A 21,467-nucleotide genomic window follows, 5' to 3' on the forward strand; every position below is an offset into this window, starting at 1 on the left:
TCGCTCGCCACCGAGGGTGCCCGGTGGCTTCAATCGAGTCTACGCGGTCGATTCCGATCGGCCCTGAGTCGGCTGGAGGGCTTGCGCTCGGCACTGGCACCGTACGCTGGACTCGGCCGTGGAACGCACGACCTGACGAAAGGGCCACCCCCGTGGACATCACCATGCTCCGCCACTACGTCGCCCTGGCGAGCGAACTCGACCTCGGGCGTGCTGCATCCGTACTCGGCGTCTCGCACTCGACCCTCAGCGGATCGCTGAACCAGCTCGAGGCCGTCGCCGGCGCAGTGCTGATCCGCCGCGGCAACGGGCCGATGACGCTGACGGATGCCGGAGAGCTGTTCCTGGCGACGGCGAACGATGAGATCGCCGCGTTCGATGCCGCGAATGCTCCGCCAGCGCCGAAGACCGGCGGCAAGGCCAAGGCCTCCAAGGGCGTCGGACGCGCGCCGAAGGTCAAGGGCGAGCCCCTTCCGTACAAGAAGCGCCAGTCGCGCTGACGGTCGCTCGAGCCTGCGCATCCGCGGCTCGTCCCCGACGCGAAACCGCCCGCCTCAGTGCCGAAGCACTGGAGACGGGCGGTTCTTCGTTGCGGTGACTACGCGACGAGCGAGCGCAGCACGTACTGCAGGATGCCGCCGTTGCGGTAGTAGTCGGCCTCACCGGGGGTGTCGATGCGCACGACGGCGTCGAACTCGATGGTCTCCTTGCCTGCGGGCGAGTGCTCGCTCGGCGCGGCCGTGACGTGCACGGTCTTCGGAGTGGTGCCGTTGTTCAGCTCCTCGATGCCCGAGATCGAGACGACCTCGGTGCCGTCGAGACCGAGCGACGCCCAGCTCTCACCGGCGGGGAACTGCAGCGGCACGACGCCCATGCCGATGAGGTTGGAGCGGTGGATGCGCTCGAAGCTCTCGGTGATGACGGCCTTGACGCCGAGGAGGCTGGTGCCCTTGGCTGCCCAGTCGCGAGACGAACCGGAGCCGTACTCCTTGCCGCCGAAGATGACGAGCGGAGTGCCTGCAGCCTGGTAGTTCTGGCTGGCGTCGTAGATGAACGACTGCGGGGCATCTGGCTGCGTGAAGTCGCGGGTGTAGCCGCCCTCCACGCCGTCGAGCAGCTGGTTCTTCAGACGGATGTTCGCGAAGGTTCCGCGGATCATCACCTCGTGGTTGCCACGACGCGAGCCGTAGGAGTTGTAGTCCTTGCGCTCGACACCGTGCTCGTCGAGGTAGCGACCGGCCGGGCTGTCCGCCTTAATGTTTCCGGCCGGGCTGATGTGGTCGGTCGTGACGGAGTCGCCGAGCTTGGCGAGCACCCGCGCACCGACGATGTCGGTGACGGGGGTGGTCTCCATGGTCATGCCGTCGAAGTACGGGGGCTTCCGCACATACGTCGACTCGGCATCCCACTCGAAGGTGGCGCCGGTGGGGGTCGGCAGGTTGCGCCAGCGGTCGTCGCCCTCGAAGACGCTCGCGTACTGGTGCGTGAACATCTCCTTGTTGATGGAGGTGTCGATCGTGGACTGCACCTCGGCGGCGTCGGGCCAGATGTCCTTGAGGAAGACGTCGTTGCCGTCGCCGTCCTGGCCGAGCGCGTCGGCCTCGAAGTCGAAGTTCATCGAGCCGGCGAGCGAGTACGCGATCACGAGCGGCGGGCTCGCGAGGTAGTTCATCTTCACGTCGGGGTTGATGCGACCCTCGAAGTTGCGGTTGCCCGAGAGCACGGCGGTGACGGCGAGGTCGTTCTCGTTGATCGCTGCGGACACCTCCTCGATGAGGGGGCCGGAGTTGCCGATGCAGGTCGTGCAGCCGTAGCCGACGGTGTAGAAGCCGAGGTCCTCGAGGTCCTGGGTGAGTCCGGCCTTCTCGTAGTAGTCGGTGACGACCTTCGAGCCCGGAGCCAGCGTCGTCTTGACCCACGGCTTGGCCTTCAGGCCCTTGCGCACGGCGTTGCGGGCCAGGAGGCCTGCGGCGAGCATGACGGAGGGGTTCGAGGTGTTGGTGCACGACGTGATCGCGGCGATCGTCACAGCGCCGTGGTCGAGTGTGAACTTCTGGCCGTCGGCGAGCTCCACGGCGGTCGGCTTCGAGATGTTCTTCGGAGCGTGGCTGTGGTGGTGGTGCGCGTGGGTCGAGTGCTCGTCCTCCGGCGTGTTTCCGGGCGGGTCGGATGCCGGGAACGACTCGGATCCCTCGAGGTCGACGAGGTCGTGGGCGACCTCGGCGTAGTCGGTGAGGTCGCTCTCGAAGTGGCTCTTGGCCTCGGCCAGGATGATGCGGTCCTGGGGGCGCTTCGGTCCGGCGATCGAGGGGACGACAGTGGAGAGGTCGAGTTCGAGATACTCGCTGAAGACCGGCTCCTTGTCGGCGTCGTGCCAGAGGGTCTGCAGCTTCGCGTACGCCTCGACGAGCGCGACCTGCTGCTCGCTGCGCCCGGTCAGGCGCAGGTAATCGAGAGTGACGTCGTCGATCGGGAACATGGCGGCGGTCGAACCGAACTCGGGGCTCATGTTGCCGATGGTGGCGCGGTTGGCGAGGGGCACGGAGGCGACGCCGGCTCCGTAGAACTCGACGAACTTGCCGACGACGCCGTGCTTGCGCAGCATGTCGGTGATCGTCAGCACGACATCCGTCGCCGTGACACCCGTGGGGATCACGCCGGAGAGCTTGAAGCCGACGACCTTCGGGATGAGCATGGAGACGGGCTGGCCGAGCATGGCCGCCTCGGCCTCGATGCCGCCGACGCCCCAACCGAGCACGCCGAGGCCGTTGACCATGGTCGTGTGCGAGTCGGTTCCGACGCAGGTGTCCGGATAGGCGCGGAGCACGCCGTTGACCGGGCGGTCGTAGATGACCTTGGCCAGGTGCTCGATGTTGACCTGGTGCACGATGCCGGTTCCGGGCGGGACGACCTTGAAGTCGTCGAACGCGGTCTGGCCCCAGCGCAGGAACTGGTAGCGCTCGCCGTTGCGCTCGTACTCGATCTCGACGTTGCGCTCGAGCGCGTTCTCGGTGCCGAAGAGGTCGGCGATGACCGAGTGGTCGATGACCATCTCGGCCGGAGCGAGCGGGTTGATCTTCTTGGGGTCTCCGCCGAGGGCCTCGACGGCCTCGCGCATGGTGGCGAGGTCGACGATGCACGGGACACCGGTGAAGTCCTGCATCACGACGCGCGCCGGCGTGAACTGGATCTCGGTGTCGGGCTCCGCCGTGGGAACCCACGAGCCGAGGGCACGGATGTGCGCATCGGTGATGTTCGCACCGTCCTCGGTGCGCAGCAGGTTCTCCAGGAGCACCTTGAGGCTGAACGGGAGCTTCTCGTAGCCGTCGACGGTGTCGATGCGGAAGACCTCGTAGTCCGTCTCACCGACCCGGAGGGTGTCCTTCGCCCCGAAACTGTTTACTGCAGACACGTCGCATCTCCTTAGGTGGTCCGCCCGGAGTGAATCCGGCAACACTTCATCTTCGTGGCCGGGTCCTGCTCTGATCCAGCAAGGCTAACCTAAGCGGTCCGCCCCGCGGCAGTGCTGATCCGGACTGTACCGGCCGTGAAATCTATCTTGATATCAAGATAACTCTAGCACCGGATACGGCAGGTCTCAGCGAGCTGCGGCCGTGTCGGTCTTCGGGTAGACGGTGCGCACGATGAGCCACGACACCACGAGCAGGATCGCGTAGAGCGGTACTCCCATGAGCAGCTTCGTGACACCGAGCGCCTCGACGTTGCCCGCGAAGAAGAGGGGAAGCTGCACCACGAGGCGCAGGCCGAAGAGGGCGAGCCAGCAGACGGTGATGAGCACCATCGCGCGGTACTTGCGCTTGTCGGACTTCCACGCGAGCCCATCGCCCATCAGGAAGCCGACGGCGAGACCCAACAGCGGCCACTTCACCAGCAACGAGGTGAGGAGAGCGACGACGTAGGCGGCATTGGTGATGAGACCCAGCACGAAGTTGTCCTGGCCGCGTCCCGTCCACAGCGCGAGCGCAGCGGATGCCGCCACGGCGATGAGGCCGGCGAAGGCCTGGGTGACGGGCGTGCGGGTGGCCAATCGGATGACCGTGAACACGGCGGCGAGGCCGACCGACGTCACGAGCGCCAGCACGAGGTCCTTCGCGAAGGTGTAGACGATGAGGAAGACGAGTCCGGGGAGGATCGCCTCGGCGAGACCCCGGATGCCGCCCAACGCCTTGAGGATGTCGCCGCTCGAGAGCGTGTCGTCCCGGGCGATCTGCCCGAGCCCTGCCTTCTCGGCCGCTCCGGCGAGCTGGGCTGCGAAGGTCGTCGCGAGCTCCGGCTCGTCACTGCCGCGCTTCGGGTCGGTTCCGCGGGCGTCGCTGCTGGAGGCAGTGCGGGCGGACTCGTCGGGAGCGGATTCCCCGGGCCCGGGGTTCGTCGGTTCAGACACCGGTCGTGGTGTCTCCGGCCGGGTCGGCCGGCATGCGCAGCGGGATCAGGTCGCGCGGGGGCATGGGCGTCGTGCCGCGCACGACGACGATGCTGCGGAACAGGTCCTCGACAGCGGCGGCGGCATCAGCGTTCACGGCACCCTCCCCGGCGATCACCCCGCGCAGGAACCAGCGCGGTCCGTCGACGCCGATGAACCGGGCGAGCCGGGTGGTGCCCGGAGTGGCCGTGGCGCTCGCGACGGGGATCTGCGCCAGCAGCTCTGGCCCGAACGGACCCTCGCGGAGAGTCGTCGTTCCGCCCTGCTTGGCGATCTGGTCACTGATCTGATCGCGGATCTCGTGCCACAGGCCGCTGGAACGGGGTGCGGCGAACGGCTGCACCTGGAGGGTCGAGTTGGCGTAGTCCAGGCCGATGGCCACAACGCGCTTGGACTCCTCCTCGATCTCCAGTCGCAGGTGCAGGCCCTCGCGCGGGAGGATCTTCACACCGCCGAGATCGACGTACGGGCGAACCGGGCTGGCCTCGGCCTCGTCGAACGGGCCGTTCTCTCCGCGGTCCTCAGGGGCCGACTTGGGCTGGTCGACGGGGATGTCGCCGATGGTCTCGATGTCGCTCACGCGTTCACTCCTGCAGTCGAGTCGGATGCCGTGCGGGCGGCAGTGCCCGTGGAACCGAATCCGCCCTCACCCCTGTCGCTTCCGGGGAGGCGTTCGACCTCGACGAAGCGGGCCCGGGTGACGGGCATGATGATCAATTGGGCGATGCGATCGCCGACTGCGACAGAGTACGGCATCGACGAGTCGGTGTTGAGCAGAGCGACCTTGATCTCGCCCCTGTAGCCGGCATCCACCGTTCCCGGTGAATTGACGATGGTGATGCCGTGCTTCGAGGCCATGCCGCTGCGCGGAACGACGAACGCCGCATAGCCGTCGGGCAGGGCGATCGCGACGCCGGTTCCGACCGTGGCCCGCTGGCCGGGTTCGAGGACGAGTGCCTCTGATGAATGCAGGTCGGCTCCAGCGTCGCCCGGGTGGGAGTAGCTCGGGAGGGTGGACGCTGTGATGAGGACCTCGACGGAATCTGCCACGTGTCGAGGGTAGTGCAGATATCTGATCGAATAGAGCCATGCCCCTCTACCGCGAACGCCTCTGGCCGGCTCCGTGGCTGTTCATCTCGACAGCCCTCGTCATCCCCGCCTCGATCCTCGTGCTGGCCCCGATCTCACTGACGGCCGGGATCATCACGGCGGTCGTGCTCTACGGCGGCTGCGTGGCGGGGCTCATCCTGACGGCGCCCACGGTGACGGTGGAGGACGGCGTGCTGCGTGCGGCGAAGGCGTCGATCCCGGTCTCGCTCGTGGGCGAGGCGACCTCGTTCAGCGGGCAGGCGGCCTGGCGTGAGCGGGGGCCGAACCTCGATGCCAGAGCCTGGCTGATGATCCGCGGCTACGTCGACGACGTTGTGAAGGTGCCGCTGCTGCCTGCGGCCGAGGACCCGGCTCCGTACTGGATCGTCTCGAGCCGCCATGGACGAGAACTGGCCGCTGCGATCAATGGATCGCAACGGCCAGTCGAGTCGAACGACGATGTGTCCTAGGCGGCGCACTCCAGGCACACCGGGCCGAGCTTGCTGTCGTGGTCGATCTGCGAGCGGTGCTTCACGAGGAAGCAGTTCACGCAGGTGAATTCGTCTGCCTGGGGAGGCAGAACGACCACGTCGAGGTCAAGGTCGGAGAGGTCTGCACCGGGCAGCTCGAAACCGCCGGGGTTGTCGGCGTCTTCGACGTCGACGACGCCGGACATCTTGTCGGGTACTCGCTCCTTGAGTGCTTCGATCGAATCAGAATCGTCGTCAGTCTTTCGCGGTGCGTCGTAATCCGTTGCCATGCCCATCCATTCAGTTACCGCCGTTCCTCATGAGAACGGCGACGATAGTGTGCCCCAATCGGGCGGGAATAGCAAACGGCCATTCGGCGCCTTCTCAGGTCATCCGAGACAACTTCCGGCACGCGGATGCTATTCCCGCGAATTGGGGACTCGACGTGCGACCCTTGCCTTGAAGTTGCGAGCACGAGAGGGCTATCCCGATGCAGGAATTGAAGGTAATCGGAGTCGAGAACGGGGCTCTGGTCGTCGCCTCTGACGACGGCGACCGCTTCCGGATCGTGATCGACGAGGTGATGCAGTCACGCCTGCGTCGAGCGAACCCCGAGCCGGCAGGCAGCCAGAAGCCGTCGCCACGCGAGGTTCAGGCCTACGTACGCTCCGGCATGAGCGCCGAAGACGTCGCAGCGGTCACTGGCGCCTCGCTCGAGTACATCCAGCGGTTCGAGGGACCGGTACTCGCCGAGCGCGAGCACGTGCTCACGAGCGCGCTGAGCGTTCCTGTTCACCCCACCCAGGAACCCGATCCGGCGGATGACGACTCCAGCTTCGGTGGCGTGATGCGCCAGCGCCTCGCCTCCCTCGGCGCGTTCAATGAACGCTGGGCGAGCTGGAAGGAGCCGGCAGGCGGCTGGATCATCAAGCTCGAGTTCACGGCCGACTCCATCGATCACGACGCCCGCTGGGGATTCGAGCCGAAGAAACTGGCCCTGGCACCCCTCAACAGCGAGGCCGTCACCCTCTCGCAGCAGGGTGAACTCTCAGGTTCGCTCATCCCCCGGCTGCGCGCGGTCGACACGACCGATGCCGATCAGTCGCGCTTCGACAGTGGTGCCTTCACCTTCCGCGACCCGCTCATCGAGCAGGCCGAGGTCGACGTCCCGGCCGAGCCGATCCCGTATGGACGCACCGGGGTCTCCAGCGCCGCCGTCACCAAAGCCGCCATCAACCGGGCCGACGACCCGCCCAAGTCGCTGAGCGAGACGGCCGACCTCCTCGAGGCGCTCCGTCGCCGTCGTGGGGAGCGCGAGACCGCGAACTTCGATGGCGATCCGACCGACGCTCCCAGCGTCGCTCCGGCCCGCTCGGGGAACGTCACCGACCAGCCCGAGCTCCCGATCCCAGCCACGATCGCTCCTCCGGCATCCGCTCCCACGGCGGCATCCGGAGCACGTCGCGACTGGGCGAACCAGACCGGCGGCGTGCCATCGGCTTCCCGTAAGAAGGGCCGCACGTCGATGCCGAGCTGGGACGAGATCGTCTTCGGCGCTCGCACCGACGACGACCTGGCCTAGACCAGACCTCCCACCGGCCCCGTCGCTCACGATGCGACGGGGCCGTTGTCGTGCGCCGGTGCTACAGTCGAACGTACGTTCGAGTGTCCGGTGGAGGCAGCATGACCCAGATCGACGAGGCCGTGGCCGTGTGGACGACCGAGAGTGGAGAACCGCAGCGCATCGTCTGGCGGTCGCGTCGATACCGAGTGAACGACGTGCCGACCGCCCTCGTGGGGCCGTGCGACTGGTGGCAGCCACTCGCCCGCCATGAGCTCGGCTACGGCCGGGCTCCACTGCAGATCTGCGGCTGGCGGTTCCAAGCCAGTGCCGACGACGGGGAGACCCACGTGTTCGACGTCGAGTACGACGGGCGAACGCGCTGGAACCTGGTGCGGGTCTTCGACTAGCTGATGCTGCGGCGGGCTTCGTCCGCCGCCGCCACGAGCTCCTCGATCAGGCGCTCCCGGCTGATACCACGACCTGCACGCAGGGTGTCGAGGCGCTCGGCCGTCACGGACGACACCGGCACGGCCGCACTGTCGGTCGAGTCTGCGGCATCCGGTGTCGCGGCTGAGCCTGCATCGTCTCGGAGGAAGACCGCCAGAACAGGAACGACGACGGTTCCGAGCACGTCGAGGATGGCGACGGTTCCGATCAGGCGCGTGAAGCCGTCGCTGCTGATGCCCCACTCGGTGGCGATCTCGAGCACGAGCAGAGCCGCGAGGAGGGCGATGAGGCCGATCGTGACCCAGAGTCCGATGCGCACCAGCGGGCGCCGGCGTCGGCCCAGGATGAGGAGCAGGTTGGCGTGAGCGGCACTCACGGCGAGGACGGCGGTGATGCCGAAGCTCTGCCAACCGAATGTGGAGCGGAACATCCAGTCGTCGGGAGCCCAGATCATCCCGAGGCCGATCAGCAGTGCGAGGGCGCTGACCAGCAGCCCCGCAGCGGCGATCCATCGGTACGCCCCGGCGACGACGGCCAGATGGCAGAGCGCGAGCACGCTGAACGTGCCGACGAGCGACGTCGTGCCCAGGATGCGCCACTGCACATCGCCGAGACTCCCGAGGAGCAGGGCGAGGATGCCGACGAGGGCGGTGATCGAGAACGACGCCACGATGACGATCACGGCGATGCGCCGCCACCGGCTGACGGCGGCGGAACCGGATGCCGAGCCGCCAGAGGCCGAGCTCGCCGCGGAAGTCGTGGCGGAGGTCGTGCGGCCGTCGGTTGTCGGCTCAGGGGCGGTCTGGCTCATCATGGATCTCCTCGTCGAGGCGTGCCTGCGCCGGCACGTCGGGTACTGAGTCTGCTGGGTGCGCTCCCCCGGCCGTATCCGGGCTGACCCGCTTCCACGGTGACAGCCACGCCATCAGCACCCCGCCGACGATGAGGCCCCAGAACGCGGAACCGATTCCGATGATCGAGATGCCGGATGCCGTGACGAGGAAGGTCGCGATGCCGGTGATGCGGTGCTGAGGCGCCTCGAGCGCCCCGCTGATGGCCGTGACGAAGGCACCGAGGAGCGCGAGGCCCGCCACGGCGGTGATGATGATCGGCGGAGCTGCTGCGACGACGGCCGCCGCGAGCCCGGCGCACAGGCCGAGCACGAGGTACACCACGCCGGAGGTGAAGGTGGCGATCCAGCGCTTCGACCTGTCGGGGTGCGACTCGGGCGACGCCATGAGGGCCGCTGTGATCGCTGCGAGGTTGACCGCGTGGCCACCGAACAGCGCGGCGCCGATCGTGCCGAGACCGCTGCTCACCAGGACCGGGCGGGGAGCCGGCGTGTAGCCGAACGTCGACATGACGGCGAACCCCGGAACGTTCTGCCCGGCCATCGTCACGATGAACAGTGGCAGCCCGAGGCTGACGATGACGAGGGGATCGAAGACCGGCATCACGAACTCGAGGTGCGGGGCCGCCGATGCGCTGGCGAAGACGCCGGGGCCAGCCGCGATGCCGATGCCGATCACTGCCACGAGCATGGCCGCCGGCACGGCCCAGCGTGGTGCGAGCCTGGCCAACAGCAGCCAGACGAGCACCATGGGGATCGCGATGGCGGGTTCGGTGACGGATGCCGTGACGGGGGCGAGGCAGATGGGGAACAGGATGCCGGCGAGCATGGCGCTGGCGATGGGCTTGGGAATGCTGGTGATCGCCCGACCGAGTGCCGGCCACAATCCGGCCAGCACGATGAGCACACCGCACACGAGGAACGCGCCGACGGCTGCCGCGAACTCCCCCGTCACGGCACCGGCGGCGATGAGGAGTGCCGCTCCCGGCGTCGACTACGCGAACGAGATCGGGATGCGCATCACGAGCGGCAGCACGATGCAGGTGATGCCCGTGGCCAGACACAGGGCGAAGAGCCCCGACGAGGCCTGCCCGTCCGTGGCCCCGACGGCTCCGAGGCCCGCGATGACCAGGGCGAAGGAACTGGCGAACCCGGTGATCGCGGCGATGACGCCGGCGAGGACAGTGTGGAAGAGGCCTCCCCCGTCTCTCCTCGGACGCGCGAGGCGTTCCGGGTTCACGGTGCCGGTCAGGCGGATTTCTCTTCGCGGCGCGCCTTGACGGGCACGATCGTGGGAGCCGCGTTCTCGAGGACCGAGGCGCGCGTCACGACGACACCGGCGACGTCATCACTGGAGGGGACCTCGAACATGATGGGCCCGAGCACTTCCTCCATGATGGCGCGAAGGCCGCGGGCGCCGGTCTGGCGGAGAACCGCCAGGTCGGCGATGGCCTCGAGGGCGTCGGTCTCGAACTCGAGCTCGACGCCGTCGATCTCGAACATGCGCTGGTACTGCTTGACGAGGGCGTTGCGCGGCTCGGTGAGGATCTGCATGAGCGCGGCCTGGTCGAGCGGCGTGACGGTGGTGACGACGGGAAGGCGGCCGATGAATTCGGGGATCAGGCCGAACTTGTGCAGGTCTTCAGGGAGGACCTCGCTGAAGAGGTTCTGCTCGTTGCCCTTGATGTGCAGAGGGGCGCCGAAGCCGATGCCCTTCTTGCCCGCGCGAGAGGAGATGATCTCCTCCAGGCCGGCGAAGGCGCCGGCAACGATGAACAACACGTTCGTCGTGTCGATCTGGATGAACTCCTGGTGCGGATGCTTGCGGCCGCCCTGAGGAGGAACCGAGGCGACCGTGCCCTCGAGGATCTTGAGCAGCGCCTGCTGCACACCCTCGCCGGAGACGTCGCGGGTGATCGACGGGTTCTCGGCCTTGCGGGCGATCTTGTCGACCTCGTCGATGTAGATGATGCCGGTCTCGGCGCGCTTGACGTCGTAGTCGGCGGCCTGGATGAGCTTGAGGAGGATGTTCTCGACGTCTTCACCGACGTAGCCCGCCTCGGTGAGCGCGGTCGCATCCGCCACGGCGAAAGGCACGTTGAGGCGCTTCGCGAGTGTCTGCGCCAAGTAGGTCTTGCCGCAGCCGGTCGGGCCGATCAGCAGGATGTTCGACTTGGCGATCTCGATGTCGTCGATGGCGTCGGCCGGCCCGATGGTGGTGCGGGCGCGCACGCGCTTGTAGTGGTTGTAGACGGCGACGGCGAGGGCGCGCTTGGCGGCCTCCTGGCCGATGACGTACTCCTCGAGGAAGGAGAAGATCTCGCGGGGCTTGGGAAGATCGAATTCGTCGGAGACCTCTTCGCCCGCCTCGGCGAGTCGCTCCTCGATGATCTCGTTGCAGAGCTCGACGCACTCGTCGCAGATGTAGACACCCGGACCCGCGATCAACTGCTGCACCTGCTTCTGGCTCTTTCCGCAGAAAGAACACTTGAGCAGGTCGGCGCTTTCGCCTATGCGAGCCATCAGTGCCCCCTTCAGTGCAACTGGAACCGAGCCTAACCTGTGCCACGGACAATTGCGGGAAGCATGCCGCCATTGCAGGGCCGCGCGTCGTTCGCCCTGCGCGAATCACGCGATGAATGCGAGAACGGCGGATGCCGACCGGCGTCGAGCCGGGGCATCCGCCGTTCTCAGGCGTGCAGTGTTCTTACTTGGCGATGGCCGCGAGACCCTTGCGGGAGGTCAGAACCTGGTCGATCAGGCCGTACTCGAGGGCGTCTGCCGCCGACAGGATCTTGTCGCGATCGATGTCCTTGTTGACCTGCTCCTGCGTGCGGTTGGAGTGCTTGGCCAGCGTCTCCTCGAGCCAGACGCGCATGCGGAGGATCTCCTGCGCCTGGATCTCGATGTCGGACGCCTGCCCCTGGCCGGCCTGGCCGACGGCCGGCTGGTGGATGAGGATGCGGGCGTTCGGCAGGGCGAGCCGCTTGCCGGGGGTTCCGGCGGCCGACAGCACGGCAGCAGCGGACGCTGCCTGGCCGAGCACGACGGTCTGGATCTGCGGACGGATGTACTGCATGGTGTCGTAGATCGCCGTCATGGCCGTGAACGAGCCACCGGGCGAGTTGATGTACATCATGATGTCGCGGTCGGGGTCCATGCTCTCGAGCACGAGCAGCTGCGCCATGATGTCGTCGGCCGACGCGTCGTCGACCTGCACGCCGAGGAAGATCACGCGGTCCTCGAAGAGCTTGGCGTAGGGGTCCTGGCGCTTGTAGCCGTAGGCCGTGCGCTCCTCGAACGTGGGCAGGATGTAGCGCGAGGACGGCTGGTGCAGCGCGCTGCCGCCCATCGAGCTCGTTGCGGATCCACCGAAGCTGGGGATGGTCATGTCTAGGTCCTTGTCTCTCTTCGGTGCTCTACTGGGCGTCCGTGCCGCCGCCGCCGAACACGTCGAGCGCCGATTCGCGGATGTGGTCCACGAAGCCGTACTCGAGTGCCTGCTGGGCGTTGAACCAGCGGTCGCGGTCGCCGTCCTCGTTGACCTGCTCGACGGTCTTGCCGGTCTGGGCCGCAGTGATCTCGGCGAGGCGCCGCTTCATGTCGAGGATGAGCTGAGCCTGGGTCTGGATGTCGCTCGACGTTCCACCGAAGCCACCGTGCGGCTGGTGGAGCAGCACGCGGGCGTTCGGGGTGATGTAGCGCTTGCCCTTGGTGCCGGCGGTGAGGAGGAGCTGGCCCATCGAGGCCGCCATTCCGATGCCGACGGTGACGATGTCGTTGGGAACGAACTGCATGGTGTCGTAGATCGCCATGCCGGCCGTGATCGAGCCGCCGGGAGAGTTGATGTAGAGGTAGATGTCCCGCTTCGAGTCCTCGGCGGCGAGGAGCAGAAGCTTCGCCGCGATCTCGTTGGCGTTCTCGTCGCGCACCTCGGAACCGAGCCAGATGATGCGGTCCTTCAGCAGGCGGTCAAAAACACTGGGTCCCAGTGTCGGTTCGGCCATTGTGTCGCTCCTTCAGTTATCGCGTAAGACGAATCTAACCGAGCGGATCACCGGAACCGGGCCATGTTCGCCGTGAGCAGAGTCGGTGTCAGAGTGCCAACTCCGCCGCGTAGGCGTGCACCGAGCGCGTGTAGAGCTGAAGGTGCGGTGCGAGTGCGCTGAGAGCCACGGATGCCGCCCTCTCGGCGTCTCCGCGCGTCACGAGCGCCAGCGCCAGGAACGCCGCGGCCGCGTCGTCGAGCGGCGACTCCGGATGCTGGACGCGCTCGGCCTCGAGCATCCGGATGCTCTCCTCGACCTCGCCGAGATTGCGGAGGGTGCTCGCAAGCTGGATGACGGCCTGCGGACGGTGCACCTCGTCCAAGCCGCCTCCTGCGAGGGCCTCGCGGTAGAGCGGAGCCGCCTCGGACTCGAGGCCGGCCGAGTCGCGGGCTCCGGCCCTCTCGAACAGTGCACGGGCGTCGTCAGCACCCCGCTCGGCTGCGAGGGCGTCGATGCGCTCGATGACGGCGTCGTCACCGAGCTCGTCAGCTGCGGCCCAGACGGCCTCCACGCGGGCGTTCCAGTCGTCGGACGGCGTGGGATGCTGCATCCGTTCTCCCTCGGATACGCGAGAGGGCCGACCGCATGAGATGCGATCGACCCTCTCGAGATGAACTGCTGACTACTCGGCGTCGGACTTCGAAGCTGCCTTCTTCTTGGCGGGAGCCTTCTTCTTCGGCTTCTCCTCCGCCTCGATGACGGCGTCGGCGGCCTCGGCCTCCTCGACGACCTCTTCAGCCTCGGCGACGACCTCGGCCTCAGCCTCGTCCTCGTCCTCCTCGGTGACGACGAAGTCGGACAGGTCGACGGCTGCACCGTTGGAGTCGGTGACGACGGCCTTGCCGAGCACGAGGGCGAGGGCCTTGTTGCGGGCGACCTCTCCGACCATGGCGGGGATCTGACCGTTGCTGCTCAGTGCCTGGACGAACTCGTTCGGGTCCATGCCGTACTGGGCCGCACCCTGGATGAGGTACTGCGAGAGCTCGTCCTGGCTGACCTTGACCTCTTCGGCCTCGGCGATGGCGTCGAGCAGGATCTGCGTACGGAAGGTCTTCTCGCTGGAGATGGCGACCTCTGCACGGTGCTCGTCGTCCTCGAGGCGGTTCTCGTTCTCGAGGTGACGGTGAACCTCGTCCTCGATGAGTCCGGCGGGAACCGGAACCTCGACGAGCTCGGTGAGCTTCTCGATGAGGAGGTCGCGCGCCTGGCCGCCCTGCTCGAAGGTCTTGGAACGGCCGGCCTGCTCGGCGAGGCTGGCCTTGAGCTCGTCGAGGGTGTCGAACTCGCTGGCGATCTGGGCGAAGTCGTCGTCGGCCTCGGGGAGCTCGCGCTCCTTGACGGCGATGACGGTGACAGCGATCTCAGCGGTCTCGCCCTCGTGGTCGCCACCGAGCAGCTTCGACTCGAAGGTCGTGGCCTCGCCGGCGGTGAGGGAGTCGAGGGCCTCGTCGATGCCCTCGATGAGGTCACCGGAGCCGAGCTCGTACGAGATGCCGCTGGCGGTGTCGACCTCGGCACCGTCGATGGTGGCGATCAGGTCGATGGTGACGAAGTCGCCGCTCTTGGCGGGACGGTCGACCGTGCTCAGGGTGCCGAAGCGGCTGCGCAGGGTGTCGAGCTCCTTCTGGATCTCCTCGTCGCCGACCTCGACGGCGTCGACGGTGAGTGCGATGCCGTTGTAGTCGGGGAGGTCGATCTCGGGACGCACATCGACCTCGATGTGCACGAGCAGGTCGCCCGAGAAGTCCTTGTCGCTGGGCCACTCGACGATGTCGGCCGACGGGCGTCCGAGGGTGCGGAGGTCGTGCTCGGCGACGGCGGCGCGGAAGAAGCCGTCGAGGCCCTCGTTGACCGCGTGCTCGAGAACGGCGAGCTTGCCCACGCGCTGGTCGATGATCGGGGGCGGAACCTTGCCCTTGCGGAAGCCGGGGATGTTGATCTCCTCGGCGATATGGCTGTACGCGTGGGTGATGCTGGGCTTCAGCTCCTCGGGCGTCACCGAGATGGTGAGCTTCGCGCGAGTCGGGCTGAGCTTCTCAACCGAGGTGTTCGGCATGGGGGAAGATCTCCTGTAGATGAGGGGGTGTGTCGATGCGGTGGTCGGGGCGACAGGATTCGAACCTGCGACCTCCCGGTCCCAAACCGGGCGCTCTACCAAGCTGAGCTACGCCCCGAGTCATCCGCTCAACTCGTTCTCGATCCAACGCGAGGCGCGCGCCAAGGCACGCGAATAGCGGGGAACCTCGGAAAGTCTACTGCACGGCATCCGTGCGTTCCGTCAGAGCGACGGCTCGGCATCTCGTTCGACGTGCGGCTCGACTCCCGGCTCGACGTCGACGTGGACGGAGCACCCTCGAGTCTGTATTACGATGGTCGAGTTGCCTTTTCACGAGGCCACGGGGATGTAGCTCAATGGTAGAGCCTCAGTCTTCCAAACTGATCACGCGGGTTCGATTCCCGTCATCCCCTCCAGTACGAGGCCCGGACACTCATCGAGTGGCCGGGCCTTCGTCGTTCCCGGCGCGCCGCCGCACGACCGCGCAACCGCGGCCGACGCGGCGCCCGATGCCCCTGGCTCTGGCGGTCGCACGCATCACGGGAGCACAATGTGTCCCATGACGGATGCGGCATCGCCGACCTCCGCGGAGCCGCAGCCGGTTCCGCCCTCGGTCCGAGCGCAGATCCTCGCCACCGAGCACTGGGGCCTCCTCGCGTCGCGCAGCACCTCGCAGGCCGAGGTGCTCACGCGCATCGCGATCTTCCTCACCCTCGTCTCCGCAGCGCTCGTGAGCGTGAGTCTGCTCGGACAGGCGACGGAGTACGGCGGACCCTTCGCCCCGTCAGCGCTGGGCATCCTCGGTCTGCTGTATGTGATCGGCATCCTGACCCAGATCCGCGTGATCAACGTCGCCGACGAGGACATGATGTTCGTGATTGCGATGAATCGGCTGCGAGCCGCATATGTCGATATCGACCCCGGGGTGGAGCGGTACTTCTTCGCATCGGCACACGACGACGAAGCCGGGATGATGAGGACCTATTCATTCCTCCGCCCGCGTGGCTCCACTCAGGTCGCCGGGAGTTCGATGGTGTTCATCATCGTCGTGAACTCGGCGGTGCTCGGTCTGTTCGTGGGCGGCCTGCTGGCCGCTCTCACCGGCCTGTACCCCCTGGCGATCATCCTCGGCGCCGTGCTGACAGTGCTCTCGGTCCTGACCTGGTTGGTACTCGGGTTTCGCGGCTACAGGCGCTCGCTCGCCTCGTTCGTGCCTGTCAGTCCCACGCCGCCGCACGGGCCGACCGACAGGAGTCACCGGTGAAGGATCGGAAGCCGTCCCGACAGTCAGCAGACGCGCGTCGTCGAGAGCGTCGCACTCCGCGCAAACCCGCGTCGAGTCTCGCCGAGCGCTGGACCACCGTCGACGGCATCGACGTCTTCTACCGGGAATCACCGGAGCCGCCCCTGGGCGCACCGGTGATGATGCACCTGCACGGCTTCGGACTGTCAGGTCGCTATCTCCTGCCGACGGCAGCCCTGCTGAGCGACGAGTTCCACACGCTGGTGCCGGACCTGCCGGGTTTCGGGCGCAGCGGTAAGGCGCCGTCCACACTCGATGTACCCGATCTCGCCCACGCGGCCGCTCGATTCCTCGACGACCGCGGCGTCGAGTCGGTCACTCTGGTGGGGAACTCGATGGGCTGCCCGGTGATCCTGGAGTTCGCGCACCACTATCCGGAACGTCTCGACCGGGCGGTCCTGGTGTCCCCCGCCGGCGGAATCCACAATCAACCCCTCCGGCGGGCGGTCGGTCAGCTGGCACGCGACGGTGGCCGCGAACCGACGAAGATGGTCGGCGTCGCCACTCCCGACTACCTGCGCTTCGGCGTTCCGAGCACGGTCAGGATGTTCCGAGCCCTCACGAAGTATCCATCGCTCGAGCGCCTGCTCGCCCTGCAGATCCCCACTCTCGTGGTGCTCGGCACGCGAGACCCGCTGATGCCGGGGCCGCAAAGAGTGCACGACATCGCCGTGCGCACCGACAACCACATCCTCCTCGTCGTCATCGAGGGTGCCGCGCACGCCATCAACTTCAGCCACCCTGGTGAGCTGGCCCACGCGATCCGGCTGTTCATGGACGACAAGCCGATCACCGACGATCCGGACTCCCCGGGCAACGCCGTGACCTACGAGATCCACCGGAGCGAACACCTTCCTCCCATCGGTGCCGAGTAGCCGCATCCCGCGCACGAGCGAGTGCAGGCTCGACGAGGCCTACGGTGGGAGGAGTGACACTCACCATCTGAAGGGGGCTCGATGACTCGGGAGGCAGATCCGCTCACTGCGACGCGTGGCGTGGACCCGGCGACGCGAATCCTGAGCGACGCGGATGCCGACAGGCTGGTCGCGCTCCGGCAGATGAAGCGCATCGCCGGCGGGCTCCTCGTGCTCGCCGCCGTCGTGTTCGCCGTGTCCTTCTCACTGCAGGATGTCTACCCGTGGCTCGCGTACGTGCGCGCCGCCGCCGAAGGCGCGATGGTCGGCGCCATCGCCGACTGGTTCGCTGTGACTGCGCTCTTCCGGCATCCGTTCGGCCTCAGGATTCCGCACACGGCGATCATCCCGACCCGCAAGGACGAGATCGGGGCGAGCCTCGGCGAGTTCGTGGAGGAGAACTTCCTGTCGGAGGAGGTCGTGCGCGGCAAGCTCGCCACCTTCAGCGTCGCCGACAAGGTGGGAACCTGGCTGGCGGATCGGCGGAACGCAGCTCGCGTCAGCGCCGAGGGGGCCGTCGCGGCGCAGGGCATGCTGAAGCTGCTCAGCGACGACGACGTGCGCGACGTGATCGAGCGGCTCGCGCGTCGTCACCTGTTCGAGCCGGAGTGGGCGCCGTCGCTCGGTCGGGTCGGGTCGCAGCTCGTGGCGGCCGACCAGCAGCGGGCCGCGGTGGATGCCGTGCTCGATGCCACCGAGACGTGGCTGGTGGCGCATCCGGATGCTCTCGGCGACGTGGTCTCGGAGCGCCTCCCACGCTGGGTGCCCGGCTTCGTCAGCGGGATCGTCGACGACCGCGCGCACCGCGAGGTGCTGAAGCTGTTGCAGGCGGTGCGCGAGGATCAGCAGCATCCCCTCCGCCTGTCGATCGACCAGTACCTCGCCGGAGTCACCGACAGGCTGCAGCACGACCCCGAGATGATCGAGCGCGTCGAGGCGATCAAGGCCGACTTCCTCGACTCCCCCAGGCTGCGCGAATTCGCCGAGGAGCTGTGGAGCTCGGTGAAGGTGAGCCTGGCCGATTCGCTGGCCGACCCGTCGAGCGAACTCCGCGTCGGCGCTGAAGCCGCGCTCGTCGAGGTGGGACAGCGACTCTCGAAGGACACGGTGCTGGCGGGCAAGGTCGACGCGTGGATCGCGGATGCCGCCACCTACGTGGTGCTCAACTACAGGCACGACCTAGCCGCTGTGATCACCGAGACCGTCGAGCGCTGGGACGCCAGCGAGACGACCGAGAAGATCGAACTGCAGGTCGGTAAGGACCTGCAGTTCATCCGCATCAACGGCACCGTGGTGGGAGCGTTGGCCGGCGTCACGATCTACGCGGTCGCCACAGGGGTGCACGCGCTGTTCTGATGGGTGTCAGGTCGCATCACCGTCCGTGATGCCCGGTCCCTCCGCAACCGCCACGGTGGTGGTTCGCGATGTCGGTGATCTTCCACACCTCACCACCGAGCGTGACGACATAGGCGGTGTCGCCCCTGAAGTCGACGGACGTCGGCAGGTCGAGGCCGTCGACCACGACGGAGAACGTGCCGTTGCGGTTGACCTTCAGCAGCTCACCGCTGTCGGGCAGGGCGGGCGATCCCTCGGGAACCGCGCCCGGCGAGTCGCCCTGTGAGAGCGCGTAGAGCCCGCAGGCGCCGTACTCCACGTCGACGAGCAGGCTGTAGCCGGATGCGACGTCGCGGGGATTCGGGTTCCATCGACCGAAGGAGACGACCTTGCCTGTGGCGGGGTCGTGCGGCACCGGGCCGGCCTCGGCCATGTACACGACGGAGCCGCGGGTCGTCAGGCCGGTCGGAACGATGTTGCCGAATTGGACGAGCTGACTGATCGCCCCGGACAGCGACACCTTGAGCACTCGATTGTGGTGCCCATCCGTCACGAGGAATCCCCCACGTGAAGGCTGCATCGCGAACTGCACTCCACGTGCGATGAAGATGTCGATGTCGGCCGGGGGCGGGTTCTCGATCGACCACTGGCCGATGTCGGCGACGACGGTGAAGCTGTCCGGTCCGTCGACCCTGTAGATGCCGACGGTGTCATTGGTCGTGGCACCGGGCACGTCATCGCCCACCATCGTCACGAGCACGTAGGCGGTGCGACCGATGAATGCCACGTCGATGGCACCGCCGATGCCGATGATCGCGGGCGGGAGCCCTGTCACCAGTGGGGACGTCGCCCCGGTTCGCAGATCGACCCGCGTCACCTGGCCTATCGCGCCTTCGGTGACGTAGAGCGCGCCGTCAGGTCCGATGGTGCTGCCACTGGCACCCTGCAGCCCCGAGACGAGCATGGTCTCGGCGGGGCCGCCATGGCCGTTGCCTCCGCCTGACTGCGTGGTCGCGCTCGCCGCAGCTGGGGCGAGCAGCGACGAGAGGACGAGAGCCGCGACAGCGGCGCCCGAGAGCAGCGTTCTTCTGATTCTCATGAGAGTTTTCCTCCGGTCGACATGCGTCGGTACCGGCCGCCATGCGTCACTCGAGCGACCGGCGTTGGGTGGAGCCGCTCGAGACGAATCAGAACACCGCTGCATGCTCCTTCGCCACCGCAGCTGCACAACACGCTCCTCCGCTGCGGCGCCGAGGTCAAGGAGTGGGCTCCGTTTCTCATGAAGCGCGTGCGAGTCAGCGGAGTTGAGGGGCCCCGGATGCTGCAGACCGGCGATCCTGGCGCGTTAGGGCGCCGAACTCCGCTGACTCGCAGGGGCGCGCGGGGCTCGCGGCGGAGCTACCGGCGCCGAGCTACCGGCGGAGCGACGCCAGGCCGCGGTTGATCTGACGCGCCCAGAGCGGGCCGCGGTAGAGGAACGCCGTGTAGCCCTGCACGAGCGTTGCTCCGGCCGCCAGGCGCTCTGCGACATCCGCCGCAGTGTCGACACCGCCGACGGAGATCACGCAGAGCGAGTCGGGCACGACCGCACGGATGCGGCGGAGCACGGCCAGCGAGCGAGCCGCGAGCGGCGCACCCGAGAGACCGCCGGCGCCGGCTGCCTCGACGACCGACGCCGCCGTGGCGAGACCCTCGCGGGAGATCGTGGTGTTGGTGGCGATGATGCCGTCGAGTCCGAGCTCGACGACGAGGCCGGCGATGCGGTCGATGGCGTCGTCCTCGAGGTCGGGAGCGATCTTCACGAGCAGCGGAGTCGTGCCTGCAGCAGCCTTCACCGCGGTGAGCAGCGGCGTCAGCAGCTCCAGCTCCTGCAGGCCACGCAGGCCCGGGGTGTTCGGCGACGAGACGTTGACGACGAGATAGTCGGCGAGGGGCGCGAGCAGGCGGGTCGAGGCGAGGTAGTCCTCGGTGGCCTCCTCGACCGGCGTGATGCGGCTCTTGCCGATGTTCACGCCGATGACGGGTCGGTTGCGCCTGCGCCGCAGGGCGACGAGACGGGTGCGCGCGACATCAGCACCGGCGTTGTTGAATCCCATGCGGTTGATCACGGCACGGTCTGGGATGAGTCTGAACAGGCGCGGGGTCTCGTTGCCCGGCTGGGCGTGGGCCGTGATGGTGCCGACCTCGATGTGGCCGAAGCCGAGACGGCCGAGGCCGATCACGGCGTGCGCGTTCTTGTCGAACCCTGCAGCGACACCGAACGGCGTCGGGAAGGTCAGGCCGAGCGCGCGGACGGGCTGCGGCTTCGGTGAACGCGTGAAGCGGGCGACGAGAGGTCCGATGACCGGCCAGCCCAGCATCCGGATGACCACGAAGCCCAGGTGATGGGCGCGCTCAGGGTCCATGCGCGCGAAGAAGGTGCGGAAGATGAAGTCGTACACCGGCGCTACTCCTGCGGGCGGGCCGGGAGGCGGCCGTGCTCGTCGCGGAGCTGCTCGATGGCCGACTCGAAGTCGTCGAGCGACTCGAAGGCCTGGTAGACACTGGCGAAGCGGAGGTACGCGACCTCGTCGAGCTCACGCAGCGGCGGGAGGATGGCGAGGCCGATGTCGTTCGCGTCGAGCTGCGATGCACCGGTCGAACGGATGGTCTCCTCGACCTTCTGCGCCAGCACCGCGAGGTCGGAATCCGTCACCGGACGCCCCTGGCAGGCCTTGCGCACGCCGCTGACGACCTTCTCGCGGCTGAACGGCTCCACGACTCCGCTGCGCTTGATCACCGAGAGGCTCGCCGTCTCGGTGGTGGAGAAGCGTCGACCGCACTCGGGGCACTGACGACGACGACGGATGCTGAGGCCGTCATCGCTGGTGCGGGAGTCGATGACGCGGGAGTCGGGGTGACGGCAGAAAGGGCAGAACATCGTGCCCCCAGCCTAGCGAACGGGCG

21 protein-coding genes, 2 tRNA genes and 1 pseudogene are annotated in these 21,467 nt (G+C 67.5%); 8 read left to right on the forward strand and 16 right to left on the reverse strand.

Annotated elements, in window-relative coordinates:
• The first annotated feature begins 152 nt into the window (after window positions 1–152).
• The gene (locus AADV74_RS06135) at window positions 153–500 is read left to right on the forward strand and encodes a LysR family transcriptional regulator (protein WP_342112590.1); all 348 of its coding nucleotides are present in this window, start codon (window positions 153–155) and stop codon (window positions 498–500) included.
• 98 nt (window positions 501–598) lie between these two features.
• Here the strand turns inward: AADV74_RS06135 and acnA are convergent, their stop codons facing one another.
• From acnA to dut, 4 genes are all read right to left on the reverse strand, one after another.
• On the reverse strand, window positions 599–3,412 hold the full coding sequence (gene acnA / locus AADV74_RS06140) for an aconitate hydratase AcnA (protein ID WP_342112591.1): 2,814 nt from the start codon (window positions 3,410–3,412) through the stop codon (window positions 599–601).
• Between the two features lie 186 nt (window positions 3,413–3,598).
• Window positions 3,599–4,405: a DUF3159 domain-containing protein gene (locus tag AADV74_RS06145; RefSeq protein ID WP_342112592.1), complete on the reverse strand. Its 807-nt coding sequence runs from the start codon at window positions 4,403–4,405 to the stop codon at window positions 3,599–3,601.
• Window positions 4,398–5,024, reverse strand: a complete 627-nt coding sequence (locus tag AADV74_RS06150; protein WP_342112593.1) for a DUF3710 domain-containing protein — start codon at window positions 5,022–5,024, stop codon at window positions 4,398–4,400. Before AADV74_RS06150 ends, AADV74_RS06145 begins: the two co-directional genes overlap by 8 nt.
• On the reverse strand, window positions 5,021–5,494 hold the full coding sequence (dut, locus tag AADV74_RS06155) for a dUTP diphosphatase (RefSeq protein WP_342112594.1): 474 nt from the start codon (window positions 5,492–5,494) through the stop codon (window positions 5,021–5,023). The genes AADV74_RS06150 and dut overlap by 4 nt, the downstream gene beginning before the upstream one ends.
• A gap of 38 nt (window positions 5,495–5,532) precedes the next feature.
• Between dut and AADV74_RS06160 the strand changes: the two genes are divergently transcribed.
• Complete coding sequence (locus tag AADV74_RS06160; protein ID WP_342112595.1) at window positions 5,533–6,003, forward strand: DUF3093 domain-containing protein; 471 nt, start codon at window positions 5,533–5,535, stop codon at window positions 6,001–6,003.
• Here the strand turns inward: AADV74_RS06160 and AADV74_RS06165 are convergent.
• Window positions 6,000–6,293, reverse strand: a complete 294-nt coding sequence (locus tag AADV74_RS06165) for a DUF4193 domain-containing protein (RefSeq protein ID WP_342112596.1) — start codon at window positions 6,291–6,293, stop codon at window positions 6,000–6,002. The two genes, AADV74_RS06160 and AADV74_RS06165, sit on opposite strands and share 4 nt — an antisense overlap.
• 200 nt (window positions 6,294–6,493) lie before the next feature.
• Between AADV74_RS06165 and sepH the strand changes: the two genes are divergently transcribed.
• Window positions 6,494–7,585, forward strand: a complete 1,092-nt coding sequence (gene sepH, locus AADV74_RS06170; RefSeq protein WP_342112597.1) for a septation protein SepH — start codon at window positions 6,494–6,496, stop codon at window positions 7,583–7,585.
• A 101-nt stretch (window positions 7,586–7,686) separates the two neighbouring features.
• A complete protein-coding gene (locus AADV74_RS06175) occupies window positions 7,687–7,974 on the forward strand; it encodes a hypothetical protein (protein WP_342112598.1) in 288 nt (95 codons plus the stop codon).
• On the opposite strand, the gene AADV74_RS06180 is transcribed toward AADV74_RS06175, so the two are convergent.
• The 8 genes and pseudogenes from AADV74_RS06180 to AADV74_RS06215 form a co-directional block, all read right to left on the reverse strand.
• Complete coding sequence (locus AADV74_RS06180; protein WP_342112599.1) at window positions 7,971–8,828, reverse strand: hypothetical protein; 858 nt, start codon at window positions 8,826–8,828, stop codon at window positions 7,971–7,973. The two genes, AADV74_RS06175 and AADV74_RS06180, sit on opposite strands and share 4 nt — an antisense overlap.
• Window positions 8,806–10,104, reverse strand: a pseudogene (locus tag AADV74_RS06185) (benzoate/H(+) symporter BenE family transporter). The gene AADV74_RS06180 and the pseudogene AADV74_RS06185 overlap by 23 nt, the downstream one beginning before the upstream one ends.
• A gap of 8 nt (window positions 10,105–10,112) precedes the next feature.
• Window positions 10,113–11,387, reverse strand: a complete 1,275-nt coding sequence (gene clpX / locus AADV74_RS06190; protein ID WP_056163499.1) for an ATP-dependent Clp protease ATP-binding subunit ClpX — start codon at window positions 11,385–11,387, stop codon at window positions 10,113–10,115.
• A 184-nt stretch (window positions 11,388–11,571) separates the two neighbouring features.
• Window positions 11,572–12,255, reverse strand: coding sequence for an ATP-dependent Clp protease proteolytic subunit (locus AADV74_RS06195; protein ID WP_425287253.1), 684 nt, complete (start codon window positions 12,253–12,255; stop codon window positions 11,572–11,574).
• Window positions 12,256–12,283: 28 nt separating this feature from the next.
• The gene (locus tag AADV74_RS06200; RefSeq protein ID WP_342112600.1) at window positions 12,284–12,871 is read right to left on the reverse strand and encodes an ATP-dependent Clp protease proteolytic subunit; all 588 of its coding nucleotides are present in this window, start codon (window positions 12,869–12,871) and stop codon (window positions 12,284–12,286) included.
• A gap of 88 nt (window positions 12,872–12,959) precedes the next feature.
• Window positions 12,960–13,463: a tetratricopeptide repeat protein gene (locus tag AADV74_RS06205; protein WP_342112601.1), complete on the reverse strand. Its 504-nt coding sequence runs from the start codon at window positions 13,461–13,463 to the stop codon at window positions 12,960–12,962.
• 72 nt (window positions 13,464–13,535) lie between these two features.
• Window positions 13,536–14,969 (reverse strand): trigger factor, encoded by a 1,434-nt coding sequence (tig, locus tag AADV74_RS06210; protein ID WP_342112602.1) that lies wholly within the window; start codon window positions 14,967–14,969, stop codon window positions 13,536–13,538.
• A 41-nt stretch (window positions 14,970–15,010) separates the two neighbouring features.
• Window positions 15,011–15,087 (reverse strand) — tRNA-Pro (locus AADV74_RS06215).
• A gap of 224 nt (window positions 15,088–15,311) precedes the next feature.
• Here AADV74_RS06215 and AADV74_RS06220 point away from each other — a divergent pair.
• The 4 genes from AADV74_RS06220 (at window position 15,312) to AADV74_RS06235 (ending at window position 18,542) form a co-directional block, all read left to right on the forward strand.
• Window positions 15,312–15,385, forward strand: a tRNA-Gly gene (locus tag AADV74_RS06220).
• 143 nt (window positions 15,386–15,528) lie between these two features.
• Window positions 15,529–16,233: a hypothetical protein gene (locus tag AADV74_RS06225; RefSeq protein ID WP_342112603.1), complete on the forward strand. Its 705-nt coding sequence runs from the start codon at window positions 15,529–15,531 to the stop codon at window positions 16,231–16,233.
• Window positions 16,230–17,147, forward strand: a complete 918-nt coding sequence (locus AADV74_RS06230) for an alpha/beta fold hydrolase (protein ID WP_342112604.1) — start codon at window positions 16,230–16,232, stop codon at window positions 17,145–17,147. Before AADV74_RS06225 ends, AADV74_RS06230 begins: the two co-directional genes overlap by 4 nt.
• A gap of 81 nt (window positions 17,148–17,228) precedes the next feature.
• Window positions 17,229–18,542, forward strand: a complete 1,314-nt coding sequence (locus AADV74_RS06235; RefSeq protein ID WP_342112605.1) for a DUF445 domain-containing protein — start codon at window positions 17,229–17,231, stop codon at window positions 18,540–18,542.
• 16 nt (window positions 18,543–18,558) lie between these two features.
• Here AADV74_RS06235 and AADV74_RS06240 read toward each other — a convergent pair whose 3' ends face one another.
• The 3 genes from AADV74_RS06240 to nrdR form a co-directional block, all read right to left on the reverse strand.
• Complete coding sequence (locus AADV74_RS06240; protein WP_342112606.1) at window positions 18,559–19,620, reverse strand: ScyD/ScyE family protein; 1,062 nt, start codon at window positions 19,618–19,620, stop codon at window positions 18,559–18,561.
• 313 nt (window positions 19,621–19,933) lie between these two features.
• Window positions 19,934–20,962, reverse strand: coding sequence for a quinone-dependent dihydroorotate dehydrogenase (locus AADV74_RS06245; RefSeq protein WP_342112607.1), 1,029 nt, complete (start codon window positions 20,960–20,962; stop codon window positions 19,934–19,936).
• 5 nt (window positions 20,963–20,967) lie between these two features.
• The gene (nrdR, locus tag AADV74_RS06250) at window positions 20,968–21,441 is read right to left on the reverse strand and encodes a transcriptional regulator NrdR (protein ID WP_055904295.1); all 474 of its coding nucleotides are present in this window, start codon (window positions 21,439–21,441) and stop codon (window positions 20,968–20,970) included.
• Window positions 21,442–21,467: the final 26 nt, after the last annotated feature.

It is taken from the genome of Leifsonia stereocauli, from assembly GCF_038432415.1.
GTDB lineage: Bacteria > Actinomycetota > Actinomycetes > Actinomycetales > Microbacteriaceae > Orlajensenia > Orlajensenia stereocauli.